Genomic DNA, 22,194 nt, shown 5'->3' with positions numbered 1-22,194 from the left:
CTGATCCTTTGCTTATGGGCACCAGTAGATCTCTAAAGACGGGTTGAGGAACGCGCGAATCGGCATTTCGGCGAGGTCATCGCCGGCCAGCGCCGTGCGCAGGGTTTCCAGTTTTGCCTGCCCGGAAACGGACAGGATCGGCGTCGCGGCGGACGCCAACAGTGAGCGCGTCATGGTCAGACGCTGATGAGGTGTGCTCGGCGCCAGCATCGGCAGGCAGCGACGTTCGCTGTTCAAGTCCAACGCTTCAGGCAGATTCGGGCTATCAGGGAACAGCGACGCGGTGTGGCCGTCATCCCCCATGCCCAGAATCAACACATCGATCTTCGGCAGTTCCTTGAGCGCTTCGTCGGTCGCCGCCGCCGCTTCTTCCAGCGTCTGGGTCGGACGGTAGAGGCTGAAGAAGCCCGCTTTCTCGGCCGGTCCCTGAAACAGGAAACGCTTGAGCAGCCCCGCGTTACTGTCGGCGTGCTCGGTTGGCACCCAGCGTTCGTCGGCCAGGCTGATCACGACCTTCGACCATTCGATGGGCTTTTGCGCCAGCGCCTGGAAGAACGCCACCGGGCTTTTGCCACCTGAAACGACCAACGTCGCAACGCCGTGAGGGTTATTCGCGATGGCCGCCGTCAGGCGTTCCGCCACATGATCGGCCAATGCATTGGCCAACAGCTCGGGGTTATCGAATTCGTTGGCTTTAAGGCCAGCCGGAAATTCAAGTTCACATATCGCCATACCAGGACCTCCCGTCACGAGTAATGAGCGCAATGGAGCTCATTGGCCCCCAGGAGCCTGCTGCATAAGGCTTGGGCGCATCGCCGGCCTTCTTCCAGCCAGCGATCAACTGGTCACACCATTGCCACGCATACTCGATCTCATCTTTGCGGACAAACAGGTTTTGGTTGCCACGCATGACCTCCAACAACAACCGCTCGTACGCGTCCGGAATGCGGGCGCTGCGGTAGGCGTCAGAGAAGCTCAGTTGCAAGGGGTTGCTGCGCAATTGCATGCCTTTATCCAGCCCCTGATCCTTGGTCATCACTTGCAGCGAGATACCTTCATCGGGCTGCAGGCGGATGATCAGGCGGTTGCTGATCTGCATCCGCTGTTCCGGGGCGAAGATGTAGTGCGGCGGTTCCTTGAAGTGGATGACGATCTGCGACAGCTTCTGCGGCATGCGTTTGCCGGTACGCAGATAGAACGGAACCCCTGCCCAACGCCAGTTACGGATGTCGGCACGAATGGCAACGAACGTTTCGGTGTCGCTCGCGGTATTGGAGTTTTCCTCTTCCAGGTAACCGGGAACCGGTTTGCCTTCGCTGTAACCGGCGATGTATTGCCCGCGCACCACTTGGGTGGCCAAGCGCTCCGGAGTGAACGGCGCCAGCGCCTTGAGCACCTTTACCTTTTCATCACGGATGCTGTCGGCGGACAGGTCGCTCGGAGGGTCCATCGCAATCAGGCACAGCAGCTGCAACAGGTGGTTCTGGATCATGTCACGCAGCTGACCCGCCTGATCGAAGTAGCCCCAACGGCCCTCGATCCCTACTTTCTCCGCCACAGTAATCTCGACGTGGGAAATGTAGTTCTGGTTCCATTGGGTTTCGAACAGGCTGTTGGCGAAACGCAGCGCGATGAGGTTTTGAACGGTGTCTTTGCCCAGATAGTGGTCGATCCGGTAGACGCGGTTTTCCGGCAGGAAGCGGGCTACGGCGTCGTTGACCCGACGCGACGACGCGAGGTCATGACCGATCGGTTTTTCCAGGACGGCGCGAGTGCGGTCAGTCAGACCGACCAGCGCCAGGTTCTCGCAGATGGCTCCGTACACCGACGCCGGTGTGGCGAAGTAGGCGATCATGGTTTGTGCGTCGCCCACTGCTTCGGCCAGCGCGACGTAATCTTCTCCCTTGAGGAAATCCACGTGCAGGTAGCTCAGACGTGCCTGAAAACGCTCCACATGTTCACTTTCCAGCTGGGATTCGGGGACGAAACGACGCAGGCTCTTGTCGATATAAGCCAAGTGTTCCTGAGGCGTTCCCGCCTCGCGAGCCAACGCAAGAATTCGGGTCTCGGCATGCAGAAGGCCAGCACGGTCCAGCTGATAGAGCGCTGGGAACAGTTTGCGCACAGCCAGGTCGCCCAAGGCGCCAAACAAGGCAAAAGTGCACGGTTCAACCGTAATCGAGAGCATAATGTTGGTTCTTTTATCAAGTTAGGCTACAAATACCTTTTTTAAAGGCGTTACTCAAGGCCAAATGTAGTAATAACCACAACATTTACCCAAAAAACACATTACAGTGGTGATCACTACAGGCCCTCAGTACGATAGGCCACCTTTGCTACAGGCTAAAGGCCCAGTTGCGCACCTTTTACAGAAAGGCCTACAGAACAGCCTGTTACCGCTTCACGAGAAGGACTTTGAATGGACCGCGTACGCAATCTTCTGGAGCAGATCCAGAGTCGACTCGAAGAATTGAACAAGGCCGAGCGCAAGGTTGCCGAGGTGATTCTGAGCAACCCTCAGCAAGCCACGCGTTTCAGCATTGCGGCGCTGGCCCAGGCGGCCAAAGTCAGCGAGCCGACCGTCAATCGCTTCTGCCGCTCGTTCGACGTCAGCGGCTACCCTGAACTCAAACTGCAACTGGCCCAGAGCCTGGCCAGCGGCGCCGCCTACGTGAGCCGCGCGGTGGAAGCCGACGATAATCCGGAAGCCTATACCCGCAAGATTTTCGCCAGCGCCATCGCGTCCCTCGACAGCGTGTGCCAGGTGCTGGACCCGAACCTGATCAGCAAGGCCGTGGACCTGCTGATTCAGGCGCGGCAGATTCACTTCTTCGGCCTGGGCGCCTCGGCCCCTGTGGCGCTGGATGCGCAGCACAAATTCTTCCGCTTCAACCTGGCCGTGACAGCCCATGCCGACGTACTGGTGCAACGCATGCTGGCGTCGGTGGCGCACACGGGGGAGCTGTTCGTGATCATTTCCTACACCGGCCGCACTCGCGAGCTGGTGGAAGTGGCCCGGATCGCTCGCGAGAACGGCGCTTCGGTGCTGGGCCTTACCGCCGCCGGGTCACCGCTGGCCAAAGCCAGTACGTTGAGCCTGAATATCCCTCTGCCTGAAGACACCGACATTTATATGCCGATGACGTCTCGGATCATCCAGCTGACCGTGCTCGATGTGCTGGCCACCGGCATGACCCTGCGCCGTGGCGTGGATTTCCAGCCGCACCTGCGCAAGATCAAGGAAAGCCTCAATGCCAGCCGGTATCCGGTGGATGATGAGTTGAATTAACGCGTGCGATACGGCCCCGAGGGCCGGGATTGATAAAGATACTCTGTGGGAGCGTCGTTCATCCCACCAAAGTGGCCTGCAAACTCAATCGCGCCTGCTGTCCTGGGGCCAGGCTCAGACAATCATCGACCCCGGACACGGCCTCGACCCGCACAAACCCCATCGCTTCATGCCCTGCCACGCCCAGCAATGGCCGGCTGCCGGGATGCCAGACGACGGTATTGGCGCTGTCATAGGTGTTGATGTTCAAACGGCGCCGCCACGTGTCGTCGTGCAACTCAACTGAACCAGTGTGCTCGAAAACGCGCTGGCAACTGCCCGAGACGCGTAACTCCCCTTTTTGTTCACAGGCACTGCGACTGAGCTCGTCGTAACCCTGTGCGCCATCGAGACCTCCCAGCGCCACGTCGGCGATGTCGCTGATGCGCCAGTAAGCGTGCAGGGCATGACCGAACTGGCACGGCTCACTGTCGTCATGTCGGGTTTCCAGACGCAGGTCCATGCGTTGCCCCAATTCAGCATGCAGATCGGCCTGCCAGTCCCACAGGCTCAAGCGCCAGTGCAGCGAAACGCCTTCATCGTGTTCCTGGCTGTCGATCAGCTTCCAGTCGAGCAAACGCCCCCATCCATTGGCGGGCCAGCCGCCCTCTCCCGGATGACGCCCGACCCAAGGCCAACACACCGGCACGCCGCCCCGAATCGCGCCCACCTGCGGCCATTGCGACGCGCACCACAGCCACGGCCTCTGGCCGACTGGCTGAAAATGCAACAACTGTGCGCCTTGGCGACTGAACACGGCATGACAGCGCGGGTGGTTGATCACCAGCACGTCACGCTGCTGATGCCGCTCCCACTGGAAGGTCGGCTGCGGCCGCGTGGCGGTGAAGAAGCGCTGAAGGGGATGTTCGAATGATCCTGTGTCCCTGATCGCCATGACGTTCTCGATGGGATGAGTGTGTCCATCTATGGGTGGTGGGAGATCGCGCACGGCCGGATCCAGCGGCGAGCCTTGCAAACCATAAAAAAGCCCCGATTCCGGAGCGAGTACCGCACAAAAAAAACGGGCAGCCAGGCTGCCCGTAAAGCACACACGACCCTTGATCGTTTGTGAAGCACATCAGAGAGCGATGTGCGGAGGAGCGGTCCGCACAGCGATGAAGCGTTTAGAACTTGGATTGGATCTTGATACCTGCGACCAGCGCGTTCTGGACTTCGTCCACACCGCCCGGGCTCTTCACGTATTGCAGGTTGGGACGCACGGTCAGCCAATCGGTGACGTGTACGCCATAGTAGATTTCCGAGTTGTATTCGGTCTTCTGGATTGGCAGGTAGTTCGGGTTGTCGTAGTCGTCGATACCGTTGACGGCGTTGACCAGACGACGGTTGTCCTGGGCATCATCGTTGACGTGGATGCGAGCGACACCGATACCGATGTCATCCTTCGGACGGGCATCGAACGGGCCTTTGTAGACGAAACCGATCTGCTGATAGTTGTCGACGAAGTTGGTGGCTTTGTCATGAACGGTCAGGTTACCGAAGATGCTCAGACCACGGGATGCGTCGCCGTTGTGGCTGGTCAGTTGTTGCTGAGCCACGACCCACCAACCGTGCTTGTCCTTGTGGGACTTGAAGTCACCGCCAGCGATGGCTTGTGGCTGGCCGTTGGTGTTTTCGTACAGGTCAGGCGCGCTCGGGTTACTGACGTAGTAGCCCAGACGGTATTCGCCTGGCAGCGAATTGACGGTCGGCGACCACACCACTTCGACCGGCACCACAGTACCTTGGGAACCGCTGCCGCTCAGCTTGAAGCCGTTGCCGGTTTCGAGGTTCGAAGGGTTCTGCTCGTACACGCCGATCTGTGCGAACAACTCAGGCGTGATGTTGTATTTCACGCGAGCGGCCCATTGGCTGACAGGCCAGTTGTACCAGGTGTTCACGTAGTTACCGACCTGCGAGCCGCAGAGCGTCAGGTTCTGGAAGTCGCATGGGAAGCTGTTGAAGTCTTCGCCTTCGCCGAAACGGCCAACTTTGATGTCCAGCGCGCCGTCGAAGAATTTCTGCTTGTACCACATTTGCGTCAGCCGCCAGGTCTGACCACGGCCCCAGACTTCTTGCGAGGAACTGAGCGTGCCAGCGCGCGGGTCGCCGATACGGTCGTTGGAGATGTTGTTACCGCTACGCTCGGTGATCGCCAGCTTGAATTCCGCATCGTGCCAACCGAGGATTTTTTGCAGGTCCATCTGCACGCCGAACGCGAACTGGTCGCTGTAGCGGCCGGTTCTGTCGTCGTTGTAACCGCCATTGAGGTTGGAAGCCGCCTCACCCACGTACTCGATCGGGAAGTCATAACCTTTGTCGTACAGTTCCTGGCGCAGACCGCCCCAGTCGCCCGTCAAGTGCTCGCTTGCCTTGAATGGCTCCATGGCGGAGGCCGTTCCAGACATCGTCAATGCGCTCAAGACTGACAGCCCGCCGATGAGCTGCAGTTGGTTGAGCGATTTGCCTTTTACCTTCTTCATCCCTTAAATCCTCGTTTTATTGTTATTAGCTAAACAGCGTTGTAACCACTTGCTTCGTGTGCCTGCCGGGGCTTTTTTACGGCAGAAATAGCCCCGACAGAGGTGCTCGTTGGCGCAGTGCTCCTGCGCATGGAATTCAGTTGCGGTTGAGCCGCGTGACGTTGCCCATGCCTTCGCTCACCTGTGGCGTCGACAGCGCGCTCAATCGCTCGCCGGTCTTGGCGTCGAACAGCAACACCTTGGACGGATCGAACTGCAGGGTCAGGGTTTCGCCCACCGCTGGCGCCACATCGGGCGCCAGACGGCAGCAGACCTTGCTGTCGTTGAGCGTGACGAACACCAGCGTGTCAGGACCGGTCGGCTCGGTGACTTGAACTTCGGCGCGAATGGTCGGCATCCCTGAGGTTTCACCGGACGCTAGCACGATCTGTTCAGGGCGAAGGCCCAGAATCACCTCACGGTCTTCGAGGCCTGCATCGTTGATGTTCATCGGCAACTCGCAGCGCGCCTGGCCGCTGTCGAGCAGCGCCACCAGACGGCCTTCCTTGCGCTGCAGGCGCAGCGGGATGAAGTTCATCGGCGGCGAACCGATGAAGCTAGCGACGAACAGGTTGGCCGGATCGTTGTAAATCTGTTTTGGCGTGCCGAACTGCTGGATGATGCCGTCCTTCATGACCGCCACTTTGTCGCCCAGGGTCATCGCTTCGATCTGGTCGTGGGTCACGTAGACCGTGGTGGTTTTCAGGCGCTGGTGCATCAGTTTCATTTCGGTGCGCATCTCGACCCGCAGCTTGGCGTCGAGGTTGGACAGCGGTTCGTCGAACAGATAGATCTTCGGACGACGGGCCAGCGCTCGGCCCATGGCCACGCGTTGTTGCTGACCACCGGACAACTGGCCCGGCTTGCGGTTGAGCAGGTGTTCGATCTGCAGCAGCTTGGCGACACGGCCGACTTCGGCGTCGATGTCGGCCTGGCTCATCTTGCGAATCTTCAGGCCGAACTCGATGTTCTCCCGCACGCTCATGGTCGGGTACAGAGCGTAGGACTGGAACACCATCGCGATGTCGCGATCCTTCGGGCTCATGCCGCTGACGTCCTGGTCGCCGATCATGATCGCGCCGCCAGTGATGTTTTCCAGGCCCGCGATGCAGTTCATCAGGGTCGACTTACCACAGCCCGAAGGACCGACCAGGATCAGGAATTCGCCATCCTTGATCGACAGTTCGATGTTCTTCAAGGTGTCCGGCAGGCCGGCCCCGTAAGTCTTGTTTACATTGCGAAGTTCGAGCGTTGCCATGATTACCCCTTGACTGCGCCGGCCGTCAGCCCGCGCACGAAATACTTGCCTGCGACCACATAGACCAGCAGGGTCGGCAGACCCGCGATCATCGCCGCCGCCATATCAACGTTGTATTCCTTGACCCCGGTGCTGGTGTTGACCAGGTTGTTCAGCGCCACTGTGATGGGCTGCGAATCACCGCTGGAGAACACCACACCGAACAGGAAGTCGTTCCAGATCTGCGTGAACTGCCAGATCAGGCAGACCATGATGATCGGGGTCGACATCGGCAGAATGATCCGCCGGAAAATGGTGAAGAACCCGGCACCGTCCAGACGCGCCGCCTTGACCAGCGCATCCGGCACGCTGACGTAATAGTTACGGAAGAACAGCGTGGTGAATGCGAGGCCGTAGACCACATGAACCAGGACGAGGCCGGTGGTGGTGCTAGCCAGACCCATTTTCCCCAGGGTGAACGAGGCCGGCAGCAGCACGGTCTGAAACGGCAGGAAGCAGCCGAACAGCAGCAAGCCGAAGAACATCTGCGAACCCCGGAAGCGCCACATCGACAGCACGTAGCCGTTCAACGCGCCGATGGCGGTTGAAATCAGCACGGCCGGAACGGTGATCAGGATCGAGTTCAGGAAGTAGCCCTTCACCGTCGCCCAGGCCTTGATCCAGCCGATGGCCGTGACTTCGGCGGGCCAACTCAAGAGGTTGCCGGTGCCGATGTCTTCCGGGGACTTGAAGCTGGTGAGCAGCATGACTACCAGCGGAATCAGGTAGATCAGCACCGCGCCGATCAGCACCGCGTAGATCGCGATGCGGCTCAAACTGATGGAAGGTTTGGCGGCGAGACTAGTCATTGCGCTTGGTCCTCAGCTCGGAATACAGGTAAGGCACGAGGATCGCGAGAATCGCACCGAGCATCAGAATCGCACTGGCCGAGCCCATCCCCATCTGGCCACGGCTGAAGGTGAACGAGTACATGAACATCGCAGGCAGGTCGGACGAATAGCCGGGGCCACCGGCGGTCATTGCAGCGACCAGGTCGAAGCTCTTGATCGCGATGTGCGCCAGGATCATCACCGCACTGAAAAACACCGGACGCAGGCTTGGCAGCACCACTTTCCAGTAGATCTTCGGCATGCTCGCGCCATCGATCTGCGCGGCACGGATGATCGATTGATCAACGCCCCGCAGACCGGCCAGGAACATCGCCATGATGAACCCCGAGGCTTGCCAGACGGCCGCGATCACGAGGCAGTACACCACGCGATCCGGGTCGATCAGCCAGTCCAGGCGGAAGCCTTCCCAGCCCCAGTCGCGCAGCAGTTTGTCCAGGCCCATGCCAGGGTTGAGCAGCCATTTCCAGGCCGTGCCGGTGACGATCATCGAGAGCGCCATCGGGTACAGGTAAATGGTACGGATGAAACCTTCGCGACGAATGCGCTGATCGAGGAACACCGCCAGCAACACGCCGACCACCAGGCTGATGCCGATGAACATGCCGCCGAAAACCGCAAGATTCTTGCTCGCGACCCACCAGCGATCGTTATCGAACAGTCGGGCGTATTGCGCCAGCCCTACGAATTTGTAGGACGGGAGAAAAGTCGAGTTGGTGAACGACAGAACGAACGTCCACAGGATATAGCCGTAAAAGCCCACCAGAACGATGAACATGCTGGGCGCCAGCACCAGTTTGGGTAGCCAGCGCTGCAGTGCATCGAACGGCGAGGCTTTGCTGAACACAGCAACAGAACTCATGGGGAAATCCAATAAAGAGTGAAGACAGCTGCGAGCGGCAAGCTACAAGTAGAAGCCAGTCACCGACCGGCTCTAACTTGCAGCTTGAGGCTCGCGGCTTGTAGCTACCGCTTACTTAGCCGACTTGATCGCAGCGCCCAGCTTCTTCGCCGCGTCAGCCGGGTCGGCTTTCGGGTCGTTGATGAAGTTGGTCACGACGTCAAAGAACGCGCCTTGAACAGCCAGCGTGGTCGCCATGTTGTGCGCCATGCTCGGTTGCAGGCCGCCGGATTTGGCATCTGCGAGGAAGTCCTTGGCAGCGGTCTGTGCGCAGGAGTCGAAGCCGTACTTGTTCATGTCAGCCAACATGTCGGTCCGAACCGGGATCGAGCCTTTGTTGATGCTGAAGACTTTCTGGAAGTTTTCACCCAACACGACCTTGGCGATGTCCTTCTGACCGGCAGCAGTGCCCGCGTCTTTCTGTTTGAACACAGCCAGCGAGTCGATGTTGTAGGTGAACGCCTTGTCGGTGCCTGGGAAGGCGACGCACTCGTAGTCCTTGCCCGCGACTTTCTTGGCGGCGGTCCATTCGGACTTGGCCCAGTCACCCATGATCTGCATGCCGGCCTTGCCGTTGATGACCTTGGCGGCTTCCAGGTTCCAGTCCTGGCCTTTGCCGTCCGGGTCCATGTAGGTGGCGACTTTCTTCAGTTCGGTGAGCGACTTGACCATTTCAGGACCGGTCAGGGCGCCGTTGTCGAGATCGACCAGGGCTTTCTTGTAACCGTCAGCACCCATGACCGAGAGGACGACCGCTTCGAACACGGTGCTGTCCTGCCAAGGCTGACCACCGTGGGCCAGCGGGATGAAGCCAGCTTTCTTCAGCTTGTCGCCAGCGGCGTAGAATTCTTCGAGGGTGGTCGGGGCTTTTTCGATACCGGCTTTCTTGAAGACTTCCGGGTTGATCCACAGCCAGTTCACGCGGTGAATGTTCACCGGAACGGCCACGTAATCACCGTCGTACTTCACGGTGTCAGAGACTTTCTTGTCCAGCAGGCTGTCCCACTTCTCTTCTTTGGCGGTGTCTTTCAACACGTCCGTGTCGAGCAGGCCAGTGGACGCCCATTCCTGGATGTCAGGGCCTTTGATCTGGGCAACGCCAGGCGGGTTACCGGCGACGGCGCGACTTTTCAGCACGGTCATGGCAGTCGAACCGCCACCGCCTGCAACAGCGCCGTCTTTCCAGGTGAAGCCGTCTTTTTCAACTTGGGCTTTCAGCACATCGACAGCCGCTTTTTCACCGCCGGACGTCCACCAGTGGACAACTTCGACAGTGCCTTTGGAATCGGCGGCCATGGCGCTCAGAGGGAACAACGAGGCGAGAGAAATGAGTGCTGCGAGACGGGAGATCGAATTCATCTATTTGACCTTATTGTTGTTATGCATGAGCAAGTCTTGGTGCTTGCGCTGCATGGATTCTAAACAACGGGTTAGAGCGGACGGTAACGAAGGGATGCGCAAGTGTCACAGGTTGGTGACATTCGAAAAAAGGTGAGCAGACGCCGAATCCTGTGGCAGCGAATTTATTCGCGAATCGGTGTTTCAGCCGGTACAGATACGCAGACTGTACGGCCCTTTCGCGAATGAATTCGCTCCCACAGAGATCCGCGTTAACCAGGATTAACGGGATTATTCCACCCCACGCGGCAGGTGCAGGGTCACGCGTAAACCGCCTTCGCGCAGGTTCTGCAAACTGACTTCACCGCCATGACTGTGGGCGATGTTGCGAGCGATGCCCAACCCCAGGCCATAGCCCTGCTGCTGTTTGCCCGCCAGCCGGAAATGCGGCTCGAACACCTGCTCAAGGCGCTGTTCGGGTACGCCGGGGCCTTCGTCTTCGACGTGCAGCACGAACGCATCCGCGTCGTCTTCAATACGCAAATGGGCCTTGTCACCGTACTTGATGGCGTTGTCGATCAGGTTGCCCATGCAACGTCGCAACGCCAAGGGCTTGCCGTAGAACATCGACATGGCCTTGCCTTCGACCGTGACACGCCCGCCGCCGTTGGCCGCTAGATACGGCTCGATCAGGCAATCCAGCGCGTGATTGAGGTCCACCGGCTCGATGTTCTCGTGAATGTCCGTATCCTTCACGCACTGCAACGCGCCCTTGACCAGCAGCTCCAGCTCATCCAGGTCGCGGGTGAATTTGACCTGCATCGCTTCATCTTCCAGCAACTCGACCCGCAACCTGAGCCGCGTGATCGGCGTACGCAAATCGTGGGAAATGGCGCTGAACAACTGGCCACGTTCGGTGAGGTAACGGCTGATGCGATCACGCATGGTGTTGAACGCACGGGTCACTTCGATGACCTCGCTGCCCCCGCCCTCGACGACTGGCTCTACATCTGCACCCAAGGACAGGTCCCGCGCTGCGCGGGCCAGACGTTTTAGCGGCCCGCTTTGCCAGTGCACCAGCAGGCCGATGAACACCAGCAGGAAAATACTCGTCAGGCCGATGAACCAGACCTGCTGGGACGGAAGGCCCTCTTCCTCCAGCATCGTGTACGGCTCGGGCAGCAGCGAGGCAATGTACAGCCATTCGCCGGGGGACAGCTCGATCTGCGTGACCAGCACCGGCGGGTTTACCGGTTCCAGAGTCAACGCGTAGTGCGCCCAGGAGCGCGGCAGTTCATCGAGCTTGAGGCCGCTGTTGAAAATCCGCAGGTCCTCGGGCCGAACGAAGCGGACGAGGATGTCGGGGTCCGCACCGAGGTTCTGCCGTAGCACTTGGCCGACGACGTCAATCACCGCCGTTTTGCGAACGGTGGGTTCCAGCACCTGCATGTCGAGCGGGCGGTCATTGAGCGAAACGAAGAAGCGCGTCCCCCCCATGCTGCGCAGTTGATCAAGGACCAGCGGGCGAAAGGCGACGGGCAGAGAACGGAAATAACTGACGCTCGCGGACATGGAAAATCCAAGGCTGCGCGCGCTGGTGATCAAGCCTTCCATCTGCGTGGCGCGCAACTGGGAAAGCCAGATCAGACTCGACAGGGTCTGGGCCAGTAACACCGCCAACAGGGTCAGCAGCAGCATGCGTCCCAGCAGCGAGCGCGGGACGGGAAGACGACGCTTCTTCTCGATCACCATCGCCGATCAGTAGCCGTTGCTGGCTTGCGGCAACACATTGGCTGCCAGCAGATAACCACTGCCTCGCACGGTACGGATCAATCGTGGTGCCTTGCCGGTGTCCCGTAGACGCTGACGCAGACGACTCACCGCCATGTCGACGATGCGCTCCAGCGGCATCAATTCACGGCCTCGCGTGGCGTTGCCGATGGTGTCGCGGTCGAGGATCTGTTGCGGGTTGTCGAGAAACAGCTTAAGCAGCGCGAAGTCCGCGCCCGAGAGAATCACCTCTTCGCCGTCACTGTGAAAGAGGCGATGGCTAACCATGTCGAGTCGCCACTCATCGAACACCAGTACTTCGCCACCCGCGCGCTCCTGACCGAACTGGGCACGACGCAGCAATGCCTTGATGCGCGCCTGAAGCTCGCGAGGGCTGAACGGTTTGGCCATGTAGTCGTCAGCGCCAAGTTCCAGACCGATAACACGGTCGGCTTCGTCGGAACTGGCGGTGAGCATGATGATCGGCACATGGGGCTGTCGCGGGTGTTGCCGGACCCAACGGCACAGGCTGAAGCCGTCTTCGTCGGGCAGCATGACATCGAGAATCAACAGGTCGCTGGGCTCGTCGTTGAACGCCTGGCGAAACTCCGCGCCATCCCCCACCGTGCGCACCTGAAACCCCGAACGGCTCAGGTAGGCTTGCAGCAGTTCCCGAATCTCCTGGTCATCGTCGACCACCAGAATCGATTTACTGACAGTGTTCACTTTGGTCGTCCTTGTTGGCACTGAAATTATTGTTATAGGGGAGCAGCTTCGAGCTTCAAGCCTCAAGAAAAAGCAGAGGCGTGCGCAATTCATCTTGCAGCTTGTGGCTTGCCGCTTACAGTTGGTGGTGTGCTGCCGCCTGATCCAGTGCCACACCCGCGCCCATCAGACCCGGGTATTCCGCTGTCACCAGCCAGACCGGCACGTCATTGAAGTAATCCTTCATCAGCCCTTTTTCCGCCAGCGCCGTGTTGAAGCCGCTCTGCATGAAGAAGTCGACGAAACGCGGGATCACGCCACCGGCGATGTACACGCCGCCACGGCCTCCCACGGTCAACACGTTGTTGCCCGCGACACGGCCCAGGAACACGCAGAACTGCTCCAGCACCGCGCAGGCCACCGGATCACCTTTGAGCGCCGCAGACGTGATCGCCGCCGGGGATTTCAGCTCGGCATCGATCCCGTCCAGCGCACAGCTGACCCGATACAGCAGCAACAGACCGGCGCCGCTTAAAATCGTTTCAGCACTGACGTGTTCATGCTCTGCCATCAGCCGCGTCCACAGCAGCGCTTCGCGCGCGGTGCCGATGGGCAGGTCGACATGGCCGCCCTCCCCAGGCACCGCCGTCCAGTGATTTTCGCCAGAGCGAATCAACGTCCCGACCCCCAGGCCAGTGCCGGGACCGATCACCACGCGAGCGCCTTTCGGGTCGCCCTTGCCGTGGCGCACGGTCAGGTATTCATCGTCGCGCAGACGGGTCATGCCCAGCGCCATGGCGGTGAAATCGTTGACCATGATCAGGCTGTCGATCTTCAGCGCCGCGCAAAACGCCTGCCGATTGATCTTCCAGTGACTGTTGGTGAAGTGGAAATCGTCACCGGTCACCGGGCCTGCCACGGCCAGACAGATCGAGCCGACATCGCCCAACTGCAGTTCGAGGTCTTCGAGGTAAACCTGCAAGGCCTTTTCGGGACTGGCGTAATCGACCGTCGGGAACACCCGGATCGAGTGCAGTTGATCGTCTTCCCATATGGCAAAACGAGCATTCGTGCCGCCGATATCACCCACCATCGCCAATGTCACTTGAGCGTCTCCAGATTCGAAGTAAAGGCGCTGGCGCCCTTCTCTGCCGAGCTGAAGGCCATGCGCATGAAACCGAACAGTTCACGGCCGGTGCCCACGTTATGGGACAAACGTCCGATTGCCGGTTCTCTGGCCGCCAATTCTGCCGGTTCGACGAGAACTTGCAACGTCCCTTTTACGCCATCTACCCGAACGAGGTCCCCCTCTCGGACAAGTGCCAAAGGGCCACCATCTGCGGCTTCGGGGCATACATGGATCGCGGCAGGGATTTTTCCGGACGCGCCGGACATACGCCCATCGGTGATCAGCGCAACCTTGAAACCCCGGTCCTGCAGCACGCCGAGGAACGGCGTCATCTTGTGCAGCTCAGGCATGCCATTGGAGCGTGGGCCCTGAAAACGCATGACCGCGACGAAATCGCATTCCAGCTCGCCCGCCTTGAATGCGTCCGCCAGGTCCTGCTGATCTTCGAAAACCTTGGCCGGGGCCTCGACGATTTGATGCTCCAGCGCCACAGCCGACACCTTCATCACGCCGCGCCCGAGGTTACCCTCCATCACGCGCAGGCCGCCCTCCGGGGAGAACGGACGGGCAATCGGTCGCAGAATGTTTTCGTCCAGGCTTTCGACAGGCCCCTCGCGCCAGACCAGCTTGCCATCCTCAAGGAACGGCTCTTGGGTATAGCGACGCAGACCACGGCCCATCACGGTGTTGACGTCTTCGTGCAGCAGACCGGCGTCAAGCAGTTCGCGAATCAGGAACGACATGCCGCCCGCCGCCTGGAAGTGGTTAATGTCGGCTTTGCCGTTCGGGTAGACATGGCTCAGGGTCGGCACGACTTCCGAGAGGTCGGCCATGTCCTGCCAAGTCAATTGAATACCCGCGCATTGGGCAATCGCCGGCATGTGCAGTGTGTGGTTGGTGGAGCCGCCGGTCGCGTTCAAGGCAACAATCGAGTTGACCAGCGAACGCTCGTCCACAATTTCCCCTAGAGGGATGAATTCGCCGCTCTGTTTGGTCAGACGCGTCACCTGGAACGCCGCTTCGCGTGTCAGGGCATCGCGTAGCGGTGTGTAGGGATTGACGAAGGAGGCACCCGGCAAGTGCAGCCCCATGACTTCCATCAGCAACTGGTTGGTGTTGGCGGTGCCGTAAAAGGTGCAGGTGCCCGGCCCGTGATAGGACTTCATTTCCGAGTCCAGCAGTTCTTCGCGCGTTGCCTTGCCCTCGGCGTAACGCTGCCGCACGTCGGCTTTTTCCTTGTTGGAAATGCCCGAGACCATCGGCCCGCCCGGCACGAAAATCGTCGGCAAGTGCCCGAAACGCAAGGACCCCATCAGCAGGCCCGGCACAATTTTGTCGCAAATCCCTAGCATCAACGCCGCGTCGAACATGTTGTGCGACAGCGCGACGGCCGTTGCCATCGCAATGACTTCTCGGCTGGCGATACTCAGTTCCATACCCGGCTCGCCCTGGGTAACGCCGTCGCACATGGCCGGCACGCCGCCTGCGAACTGACCGACGGAGCCGATTTCGCGCAGGGCCTTTTTGATCTGTTCGGGGAAATGTTCGTAAGGCTGATGCGCCGACAGCATGTCGTTGTAAGCCGACACGATGGCCACGTTGGCCGCGTTCATCATCCGCAAGCTGTGTTTGTCTTCGGTGCCGCATGCGGCCACGCCGTGGGCGAAGTTGGCACATTGCAATTTGCCACGCATCGGGCCGTCGCTCGCCGCGCCCCGGATCATTTGCAGATAGCGCTGACGGGTTTCACGGCTGCGGGCGATCAGCCGTTCGGTTACCTCAAGGACGCGGGGATGCATTGTGATGAACTCCAGGCTAGCGGATGGGTCACCCGTTCAGGCGCTTTCAAAAACCGGCTATCGAATCATGGCCCAAGAGAAACGCTTCAGCAAAGGCTAGACTTTTCAGACAGTTGTGTGGGCTCGACGGGTTTCTATTTGTAGATAAAACAAAATACTGCCACTAAAAAGGCTTGTTTTCTATTTTTATGAGAATAATCTTGTAATTCCAACAACAAATTCACTGAGGACGGGTGTATGACTCTCCGCATCGCAATCAACGGTTTTGGCCGCATCGGCCGCAACGTCCTACGTGCACTCTATACCCAAGGCTATCGTCAGGATTTGCAGGTCGTCGCCATCAATGACTTGGGCGACAGCGAGATCAACGCCCACCTTCTGAAGTTCGACACCGTGCACGGTCCGTTCGACGCGACCGTCGAGCACGACAAGGAAAGCATCACCGTGAATGGTGACCGTATTTCGGTCAGCGCCATTCGCAACCCGGCCGAGCTGCCGTGGAAATCGGAAAAGATCGACGTGGTGTTCGAATGCACCGGCCTGTTCACCGATCGCAACAAGGCGGCGGCTCACATCACCGCCGGTGCAAAAAAGGTCATCATTTCGGCACCGGCCAAAGGCGCTGACGCGACCGTCGTGTACGGCGTCAACCACGACGTGCTGCGCCAGTCTCACGAAGTCATCTCCAACGCATCGTGCACCACCAACTGCCTGGCGCCGGTCGCACAGGTGTTGAACCGTGAGCTGGGCATCGAGAGCGGTCTGATGACCACTATCCACGCCTACACCAACGACCAGAACCTGATCGACGTCTATCACACCGACCCGTACCGCGCGCGTTCGGCCACGCAGTCGATGATCCCGAGCAAAACCGGCGCTGCCGAGGCCGTCGGCCTGGTGCTGCCGGAACTGGCGGGCAAACTGACCGGCATGGCGGTGCGTGTACCGGTGATCAACGTGTCGCTGGTGGACCTGACCATTCAACTGAAGCGTGATACGACGGCTGATGAAGTCAACGCGATCATGAAAGAAGCGGCCAAGCATTCGAAAATCCTCGGCTACAACACCCTGCCGCTGGTGTCCCACGACTTCAACCACAACCCGCTGTCGTCGATTTTCGACGCCAACCACACCAAAGTGAGCGGCCGCTTGCTGAAAGTGTTGGCCTGGTACGACAACGAATGGGGCTTCTCCAACCGCATGTTGGATAACTGCCTGGCGTTGATGAACGCGGAGTAAAGCTTTTCGCATCACTCACTGTAGGAGCCGGCTCGCTGACGAAAGCGTCGTGTCATTCGAATCCATGTCGACTGACTCAACGCTTTCGCCAGCGAGCCGGCTCCTACAATGGCGTATCACCCGACACCGTGGTGCCAGCCCTCTCGCCATTTACACATTCTTTGCTATTTAGAGCCTTGACCCGAACAGCAGATGACAATCATTATCATTCGCTGAATTTCTGGTCGGGTATCCCCGTGAGTCAGTCGCATTTCAATGCCGTTTTCCTTGCGAGGCGAACGATCCTCCTGCGCACCCTGCAACGCATGGTACGCAACCCCAGCACCGCTGAAGACCTGCTACAGGAAACCTACCTGCGGGTGACCCGTGCGCTCGGCGAGCGCGCGATCGATCACCTCGAACCGTTCGTGTTCCAGACCGCCCGCAACCTGGCGCTGGACCATCTGCGTGCACGACGCATTCACGCACGCACCATGGTCGACGATGCACCGCTGTCCGAACTCCACAACATTGTCGCCCCCAATCCCACGCTGGAGGACGCCGCCCACGCCAATCGGCTGCTGCAGAGCCTCAACGCAAGCCTTGAAAAGCTCACTCCACGCCAGCAGAAAATCTTTACCCTGAGCCGACTCAACGGTTGCAGTTATCTGGAGATCGCCGAGCAGCTGGGCGTGTCGGCCAGTACCGTACAAAAGGAACTCAAGCTGATCATGGCGATTTGCGTCGGGGTGGCAGCCCGGCTTGAACGTTGATGAGAGCGGCTTGATCCATAATCGATAAGAAACCGGCGGCAGTGATGTCACATCTCGCTACACTCCCGCCCTTTACCGTGCTTCACACCCTGTAGCCGAGGACGCTCCTTGACGGACTCTCACTCACGTGGCCCTGTGACCGACAGCGCCATGGATCAGGCCTTGAACTGGCTGATCGAACTGGAAACCGCCGACGCCCAGCAACAGGCGCGCTTCCAGGACTGGCTGGCGGCCGACCCTACCCATGGCGAAGCCTTCGCCAAGGCCGAGGCTGTCTGGAATTCCCAGCCAGTGCTTGAAGCGGCTGTCACACTGGCCACGCCGAAAAAACCATCGGCGCTGCGCCGTCTGCGTCCGCACTGGGTGCCATTGGCGGCTGCGGCCATCGTGCTGCTCGGACTTTTCAACTTCAGCGACTTGCCGTTGCGGCTCAAGGCTGATCACCTGACAGTGGCCGGAGAACGCCAGCGGCTGGAGCTTGGCGACGGTTCGAAGGTGCTACTCAATACCAGATCCGCGTTCTCAAGCGAGCTGAATGATCGGCAACGTGTTGCACGGCTTTACGAGGGCGAGGCGTTCTTTGAAGTGCCCACAGCCATAGGCCTACCGTTGGAAGTCGAGGCCGGTCCAGTGCGCATGAGCGCCAGCAGCACGTCATTTGCCGTGCGGTATCTGGATGGCGTGGCGCAGATTCAGGTCGAGCGCGGCGCGGTGAACGTGCAGGCCACCCGAGGCACGTCACAAGTCAGCCTGAACGCGGGTGACAGTTTGCGCATTGGACCTGAAGGCTTCGGTCATCGCGAAAAGCTCGATCAGAACAAAGACCTGGCGTGGGTGAAGGGTCGGCTGATATTCGATAATTGCCCGCTCAAGGAAGTGTTGGCCGAGCTGCGGCGCTATTACCCCGGCTGGATCGTCAACACCAACACGCAACTGGATCAGGTTGCCGTGACCGGCAATTACCGGCTGGATAACCCCCTCGACGTCGTGCGCTCGCTGGCGCAAATCACCTCGGCGCAATTGCACGAGCTGCCTGCAATGGTGATTCTCAATTGAGAACAATTATTTTTACGCGATAGCTATCTGTCGTACGTCTCGTTATAGCCAATGCAAGTGATTCCTATTCATAAAGCACTTGCCAACACTACAACGACCCGCATGACAGGGAGCGCTATCGATGCCGTCCACGTTCACCCCCGCCCCATCCGACTCGCCCAGGAGCACCCGCCACTTCACCTTTTCGCTGCTGACCGTAGCGATTTTCGCCGCCGGGCTGCACGCCGCGCCGGTTGCCGCTGCCGAGCAGCCTGCACGGGTCGCGGGCAACTACGCGTTCTCGATCAAACAACAACCGCTGGTGTCGGCGCTCAACGAATTCAGCAAGACCACGGGCTGGCAAGTCGGCATGTCGTCGGACCTGGCGAAGAACGTCACCTCGCCCGGCGTCAGCGGCACGATGTCGGCAGAAAAAGCGCTGGAGCGTTTGCTCGCGGGAAGCAACCTCAGCTACCGCAACCTGGGCAACAACAATGTCGTGCTGGAGAAGCGCAACACCGCAGGCGCATTGGCGCTGGAACAGGTCACCGTCAGCGCGACCCGTCAGGCCCAATCGGTGGATTCCGTTCCCAGCACCGTCACCGTGCACGATCGCGCCGAGCTGGATCGGCAGAACGTCAACAGCATTCGCGATCTGGTGCGGCATGAGCCGGGCGTTTCCGTAGGCGGCGCCGGTCAGCGCGCGGGCACCAGCGGCTTCAACATTCGTGGCATCGACGGCGACCGGATTCTGACCCAGGTCGATGGCGTTGAAGTCCCCGACAATTATTTCTCCGGCCCGTACGCCAACACGCATCGCAATTACGTCGATCCGGAAATCGTCAAACGCGTTGAAATCCTGCGTGGCCCGGCTTCGGCGCTGTACGGCAGCAGCGCCATCGGCGGCGCTGTCAGCTATTACACCCTCGATCCGGAAGACATCATCAAACCGGGCAAGGACGTCGGCGCACGCCTGAAGACCGGTTACAGCTCGGCGGACAACAGTTGGCTGAACTCGGCGACCGTCGCGGGCCGCGAAGGTGATTTCGACGCCATGCTGCACGTCAGCCAGCGCAACGGCCGCGAAACCGAATCCTACGGCGAGCATGGCGGCACGGGCCTGAGCCGCACCGCCGCCAACCCGGAAGACGTTCGCGCAACCAACGTGCTGGCCAAGCTGGGCTGGGACTATGGGGATAACGACCGACTGGCGTTCACCTACGAGAAATACAAGGACGACACCCATACCAATCAGAAGAGTGCGGTGGGCGGGCCGTTCATTCCTGGCCGGGGCGCATCCGGCATGTACAGAAGCCGCGAAGGCAACGACGTGATCACGCGCGAGCGCTTCGGTCTGGAAAACACCTTTGCGCTGGATAGCGTGCTGGTCGACAACGTGAAGTGGACCCTGAACTACCAGATCGCCAAGACCGATCAGGACACGATCGAGCGCTATGTGCCGGGCAGCCGCGATGTCTGGCGTACCCGCGACACCACGTATAAAGAACGCCAGTGGATTTTCGACGCACAGCTCGATAAGGCGTTCACCCTCGCTGACACCGATCACCTGCTGACGTACGGCACCACGATCAAGCAGCAAAAAGTCACCGGCAGCCGCAGCGGCACCGCGACCTGCGCCGCCGTACTGGGCGCCTGCCGCACCATCGGTGCCCCTAGCCCGACCGCGTCGGACAGCCTGGCACCGAACAGCGACTTTCCGGACCCTACCGTAAATACCTACGCCCTCTTCGCCCAAGACCAGATCAAATGGGGCGACTGGACCTTCACGCCGGGCGCGCGATACGACTACACCACGCTCAACCCCCATGCGACCGAGGAGTTCCTGCGTGCCGTCAGCCTGACCAGCGCTGATCAGTTCAACGATAAAGAAAAGAAATGGCATCGCCTGTCGCCAAAACTGGGCGTGACCTATGCGATCAACGACGCCTACACCTGGTACGGCCAGTACGCCGAAGGTTTCCGCACCCCGAGCGCCAAGGCGTTGTACGGCCGCTTCGAAAACCGCACGACGGGCTACATCGTCGAGCCGAACCCCAACCTTGAGCCGGAGAAGAGCCGCAGCTATGAAACCGGCCTGCGCGGTCGCTTCGATCAGGGCACCTTCGACGTGGCGATGTTCTACAACAAATACCGCGACTTCATTAATGAAGACGCCATCCAGCCTGCGTCGTCGAACAACGCGGTGTTCCAGTCCAATAACATCAAACACGCCACCATCAAGGGCGTGGAGGTGAAAGGCCGTCTGAACCTCGATTCGTTCGGCGCGCCGCAAGGCCTCTACACCCAAGGCTCGCTGGCGTATCTGCATGGCCGCAATGACGACACCGGTCAGCCGATCAACAGCGTCAACCCACTGACCGGGGTGTTCGGTCTGGGGTACGACCGCGAGAACTACGGTGGTTTGCTGAGCTGGACGCTGGTCAAGCGCAAGACCCGGGTGGACGACAGCAACTTCCATGCACCGGACGGCTCGTCGAGCCAGTTCAAGACGCCAGGCTTCGGTTTGGTGGACCTGACCGGTTTCTACAAAGTGACCGACGACGTGACCGTCAGCGGCGGCCTGTACAACCTGGCCGACAAGAAATACTGGCTCTGGGATGACGTGCGCGGTTACGACGGCGTGGGTGAAGCCGCTGTCACGCAACCGGCGAATCTGGACCGTCTGACCCAACCGGGCCGCAACTTCGCGATCAACGTGGTGTGGGATATCTGACAGATACGCACGCTCTGTGGGAGCCGCCTTGCTGCTGGCCGGCTCCCACAACTCGTCTTTTTTACGCTTTGGACTGTTTCAACCGTCTCGTCTACACGCGCCACCTTTTCCAAGGAAGACACCATGTCTCAAGACCCGATTCGTCGCTCACAGCGTCTGAACCAGATCACTCACGCCCCTCACGAGCAACTGGACAGGGCCGTCAAAGCCAACGCGCCGTTCGACGCCCTGGCCAGCTACACCCGTTTCTTGAGTGCTCAGTACCTGTTTCAACAGGAACTCAAAGCGCTGTACACCGCCCCGCAACTGATCGGGCTGATCGCCGACCTGCCCGAACGTTGCCGCGCCGAACAGGCCAAGGCGGATCTTGATGATCTCGACACGCCCCTCCCTGGCCCCGTGGCAGGTGCGGTCGATGGCCCATCGCAAGCCGAAGCCTTGGGCTGGCTGTTTGTGTCTGAAGGCTCAAAGCTGGGCGCGGCGTTCCTGATCAAGCGCGCCACCGGTCTGAACCTCAGCGAAACCTTCGGCGCTCGTCACTTGAGCGAACCGGTCGGGGGCCGCGCTGAAGGCTGGAAACGCTTCGTCCGCATCCTTGATGATCTGCCGTTCAGCGAAGAGCAGGAACGCCAGATCGACCAGGGTGCTATCGCAGCGTTCCAGCGCTTTAACGTGCTGCTGAACCATGCCTATACGTCGGCTGCCGAAGCCGAACCCGCCTGAAACGAAGCGTTTGCCGCCCAGCGCTGTTAAGCTGGGCGCCTTTTCGAGGACCACCTCCCTTGAAAAACATCGTTACC

The 22,194-nt window shown here is 59.8% G+C and carries 18 protein-coding genes; 6 read left to right on the top strand and 12 right to left on the bottom strand.

The genetic code is table 11. The features are described from left to right. Positions 1-12: 12 nt before the first annotated feature. Together pgl and zwf are read right to left on the bottom strand one after the other, a co-directional pair. Entirely contained in the window at positions 13-732 is a 720-nt protein-coding gene (gene pgl / locus ACIQAL_RS24440; protein WP_166596432.1) for a 6-phosphogluconolactonase, read from the bottom strand. Continuing rightward, positions 719-2,188, bottom strand: coding sequence for a glucose-6-phosphate dehydrogenase (gene zwf, locus ACIQAL_RS24435; RefSeq protein WP_166596431.1), 1,470 nt, complete (start codon positions 2,186-2,188; stop codon positions 719-721). The genes pgl and zwf overlap by 14 nt, the downstream gene beginning before the upstream one ends. Before the next feature lie 231 nt (positions 2,189-2,419). On the opposite strand from zwf, the gene ACIQAL_RS24430 reads away from it, so the two are divergent. Next, a complete protein-coding gene (locus ACIQAL_RS24430) occupies positions 2,420-3,289 on the top strand; it encodes a MurR/RpiR family transcriptional regulator (RefSeq protein WP_166596430.1) in 870 nt (289 codons plus the stop codon). A gap of 58 nt (positions 3,290-3,347) precedes the next feature. Here the strand turns inward: ACIQAL_RS24430 and ACIQAL_RS24425 are convergent, their stop codons facing one another. The 10 genes from ACIQAL_RS24425 to edd form a co-directional block, all read right to left on the bottom strand. Beyond that, positions 3,348-4,223 carry a D-hexose-6-phosphate mutarotase gene (locus ACIQAL_RS24425; RefSeq protein ID WP_401150109.1) on the bottom strand — a complete coding sequence of 292 codons (876 nt, stop codon included), beginning with the start codon at positions 4,221-4,223 and terminating at the stop codon, positions 3,348-3,350. 229 nt (positions 4,224-4,452) lie between these two features. Beyond that, positions 4,453-5,808 carry a carbohydrate porin gene (locus tag ACIQAL_RS24420; protein ID WP_341962262.1) on the bottom strand — a complete coding sequence of 452 codons (1,356 nt, stop codon included), beginning with the start codon at positions 5,806-5,808 and terminating at the stop codon, positions 4,453-4,455. 136 nt (positions 5,809-5,944) lie between these two features. Beyond that, positions 5,945-7,105: an ABC transporter ATP-binding protein gene (locus tag ACIQAL_RS24415; protein WP_401150108.1), complete on the bottom strand. Its 1,161-nt coding sequence runs from the start codon at positions 7,103-7,105 to the stop codon at positions 5,945-5,947. A gap of 2 nt (positions 7,106-7,107) precedes the next feature. After that, positions 7,108-7,953 carry a carbohydrate ABC transporter permease gene (locus ACIQAL_RS24410; RefSeq protein ID WP_166596426.1) on the bottom strand — a complete coding sequence of 282 codons (846 nt, stop codon included), beginning with the start codon at positions 7,951-7,953 and terminating at the stop codon, positions 7,108-7,110. Beyond that, a complete protein-coding gene (locus ACIQAL_RS24405; RefSeq protein ID WP_110946572.1) occupies positions 7,946-8,854 on the bottom strand; it encodes a carbohydrate ABC transporter permease in 909 nt (302 codons plus the stop codon). The genes ACIQAL_RS24410 and ACIQAL_RS24405 overlap by 8 nt, the downstream gene beginning before the upstream one ends. A 111-nt stretch (positions 8,855-8,965) precedes the next feature. Further along, complete coding sequence (locus ACIQAL_RS24400) at positions 8,966-10,252, bottom strand: ABC transporter substrate-binding protein (protein ID WP_401150105.1); 1,287 nt, start codon at positions 10,250-10,252, stop codon at positions 8,966-8,968. Between the two features lie 270 nt (positions 10,253-10,522). Then, positions 10,523-11,983 carry an ATP-binding protein gene (locus tag ACIQAL_RS24395; protein ID WP_401150104.1) on the bottom strand — a complete coding sequence of 487 codons (1,461 nt, stop codon included), beginning with the start codon at positions 11,981-11,983 and terminating at the stop codon, positions 10,523-10,525. A gap of 6 nt (positions 11,984-11,989) precedes the next feature. After that, entirely contained in the window at positions 11,990-12,727 is a 738-nt protein-coding gene (locus tag ACIQAL_RS24390) for a response regulator transcription factor (RefSeq protein ID WP_341962257.1), read from the bottom strand. A gap of 115 nt (positions 12,728-12,842) precedes the next feature. Further along, a complete protein-coding gene (locus tag ACIQAL_RS24385) occupies positions 12,843-13,811 on the bottom strand; it encodes a glucokinase (protein ID WP_401150103.1) in 969 nt (322 codons plus the stop codon). Then, complete coding sequence (gene edd / locus ACIQAL_RS24380) at positions 13,808-15,634, bottom strand: phosphogluconate dehydratase (RefSeq protein WP_341962255.1); 1,827 nt, start codon at positions 15,632-15,634, stop codon at positions 13,808-13,810. The genes ACIQAL_RS24385 and edd overlap by 4 nt, the downstream gene beginning before the upstream one ends. Before the next feature lie 237 nt (positions 15,635-15,871). On the opposite strand from edd, the gene gap reads away from it, so the two are divergent. The 5 genes from gap to ACIQAL_RS24355 all read left to right on the top strand — a co-directional run bounded on the left by gap (position 15,872) and on the right by ACIQAL_RS24355 (position 22,117). Then, positions 15,872-16,873, top strand: coding sequence for a type I glyceraldehyde-3-phosphate dehydrogenase (gap, locus tag ACIQAL_RS24375; RefSeq protein ID WP_166596420.1), 1,002 nt, complete (start codon positions 15,872-15,874; stop codon positions 16,871-16,873). A 236-nt stretch (positions 16,874-17,109) separates the two neighbouring features. Beyond that, positions 17,110-17,625, top strand: a complete 516-nt coding sequence (locus ACIQAL_RS24370; protein ID WP_401150101.1) for an RNA polymerase sigma factor — start codon at positions 17,110-17,112, stop codon at positions 17,623-17,625. A 150-nt stretch (positions 17,626-17,775) separates the two neighbouring features. Then, a complete protein-coding gene (locus tag ACIQAL_RS24365) occupies positions 17,776-18,681 on the top strand; it encodes a FecR family protein (RefSeq protein ID WP_401150151.1) in 906 nt (301 codons plus the stop codon). A gap of 121 nt (positions 18,682-18,802) precedes the next feature. Continuing rightward, on the top strand, positions 18,803-21,394 hold the full coding sequence (locus ACIQAL_RS24360) for a TonB-dependent receptor (RefSeq protein WP_401150100.1): 2,592 nt from the start codon (positions 18,803-18,805) through the stop codon (positions 21,392-21,394). A gap of 123 nt (positions 21,395-21,517) precedes the next feature. Beyond that, on the top strand, positions 21,518-22,117 hold the full coding sequence (locus tag ACIQAL_RS24355) for a biliverdin-producing heme oxygenase (protein ID WP_401150099.1): 600 nt from the start codon (positions 21,518-21,520) through the stop codon (positions 22,115-22,117). The last annotated feature ends 77 nt before the right edge of the window (positions 22,118-22,194 follow it).

Origin of the sequence: Pseudomonas sp. NPDC088368 (assembly GCF_044753445.1) — a bacterium.
GTDB classification, from domain to species: domain Bacteria; phylum Pseudomonadota; class Gammaproteobacteria; order Pseudomonadales; family Pseudomonadaceae; genus Aquipseudomonas; species Aquipseudomonas bambusae.
Note: the sequence above shows the minus strand (reverse complement) of the source record. Positions and strands in the feature narration are given on the sequence as shown.

Bases quoted from the DNA above. Each gene is read 5' to 3' on its own strand.
- pgl (WP_166596432.1), bottom strand. From the start codon at position 732: ATGGCGATATGTGAACTTGAATTTCCGGCTGGCCTTAAAGCCAACGAA.
- zwf (WP_166596431.1), bottom strand. From the start codon at position 2,188: ATGCTCTCGATTACGGTTGAACCGTGCACTTTTGCCTTGTTTGGCGCC.
- ACIQAL_RS24430 (WP_166596430.1), top strand. From the start codon at position 2,420: ATGGACCGCGTACGCAATCTTCTGGAGCAGATCCAGAGTCGACTCGAA.
- ACIQAL_RS24425 (WP_401150109.1), bottom strand. From the start codon at position 4,223: ATGGCGATCAGGGACACAGGATCATTCGAACATCCCCTTCAGCGCTTC.
- ACIQAL_RS24420 (WP_341962262.1), bottom strand. From the start codon at position 5,808: ATGAAGAAGGTAAAAGGCAAATCGCTCAACCAACTGCAGCTCATCGGC.
- ACIQAL_RS24415 (WP_401150108.1), bottom strand. From the start codon at position 7,105: ATGGCAACGCTCGAACTTCGCAATGTAAACAAGACTTACGGGGCCGGC.
- ACIQAL_RS24410 (WP_166596426.1), bottom strand. From the start codon at position 7,953: ATGACTAGTCTCGCCGCCAAACCTTCCATCAGTTTGAGCCGCATCGCG.
- ACIQAL_RS24405 (WP_110946572.1), bottom strand. From the start codon at position 8,854: ATGAGTTCTGTTGCTGTGTTCAGCAAAGCCTCGCCGTTCGATGCACTG.
- ACIQAL_RS24400 (WP_401150105.1), bottom strand. From the start codon at position 10,252: ATGAATTCGATCTCCCGTCTCGCAGCACTCATTTCTCTCGCCTCGTTG.
- ACIQAL_RS24395 (WP_401150104.1), bottom strand. From the start codon at position 11,983: ATGGTGATCGAGAAGAAGCGTCGTCTTCCCGTCCCGCGCTCGCTGCTG.
- edd (WP_341962255.1), bottom strand. From the start codon at position 15,634: ATGCATCCCCGCGTCCTTGAGGTAACCGAACGGCTGATCGCCCGCAGC.
- gap (WP_166596420.1), top strand. From the start codon at position 15,872: ATGACTCTCCGCATCGCAATCAACGGTTTTGGCCGCATCGGCCGCAAC.
- ACIQAL_RS24365 (WP_401150151.1), top strand. From the start codon at position 17,776: ATGGATCAGGCCTTGAACTGGCTGATCGAACTGGAAACCGCCGACGCC.
- ACIQAL_RS24360 (WP_401150100.1), top strand. From the start codon at position 18,803: ATGCCGTCCACGTTCACCCCCGCCCCATCCGACTCGCCCAGGAGCACC.
- ACIQAL_RS24355 (WP_401150099.1), top strand. From the start codon at position 21,518: ATGTCTCAAGACCCGATTCGTCGCTCACAGCGTCTGAACCAGATCACT.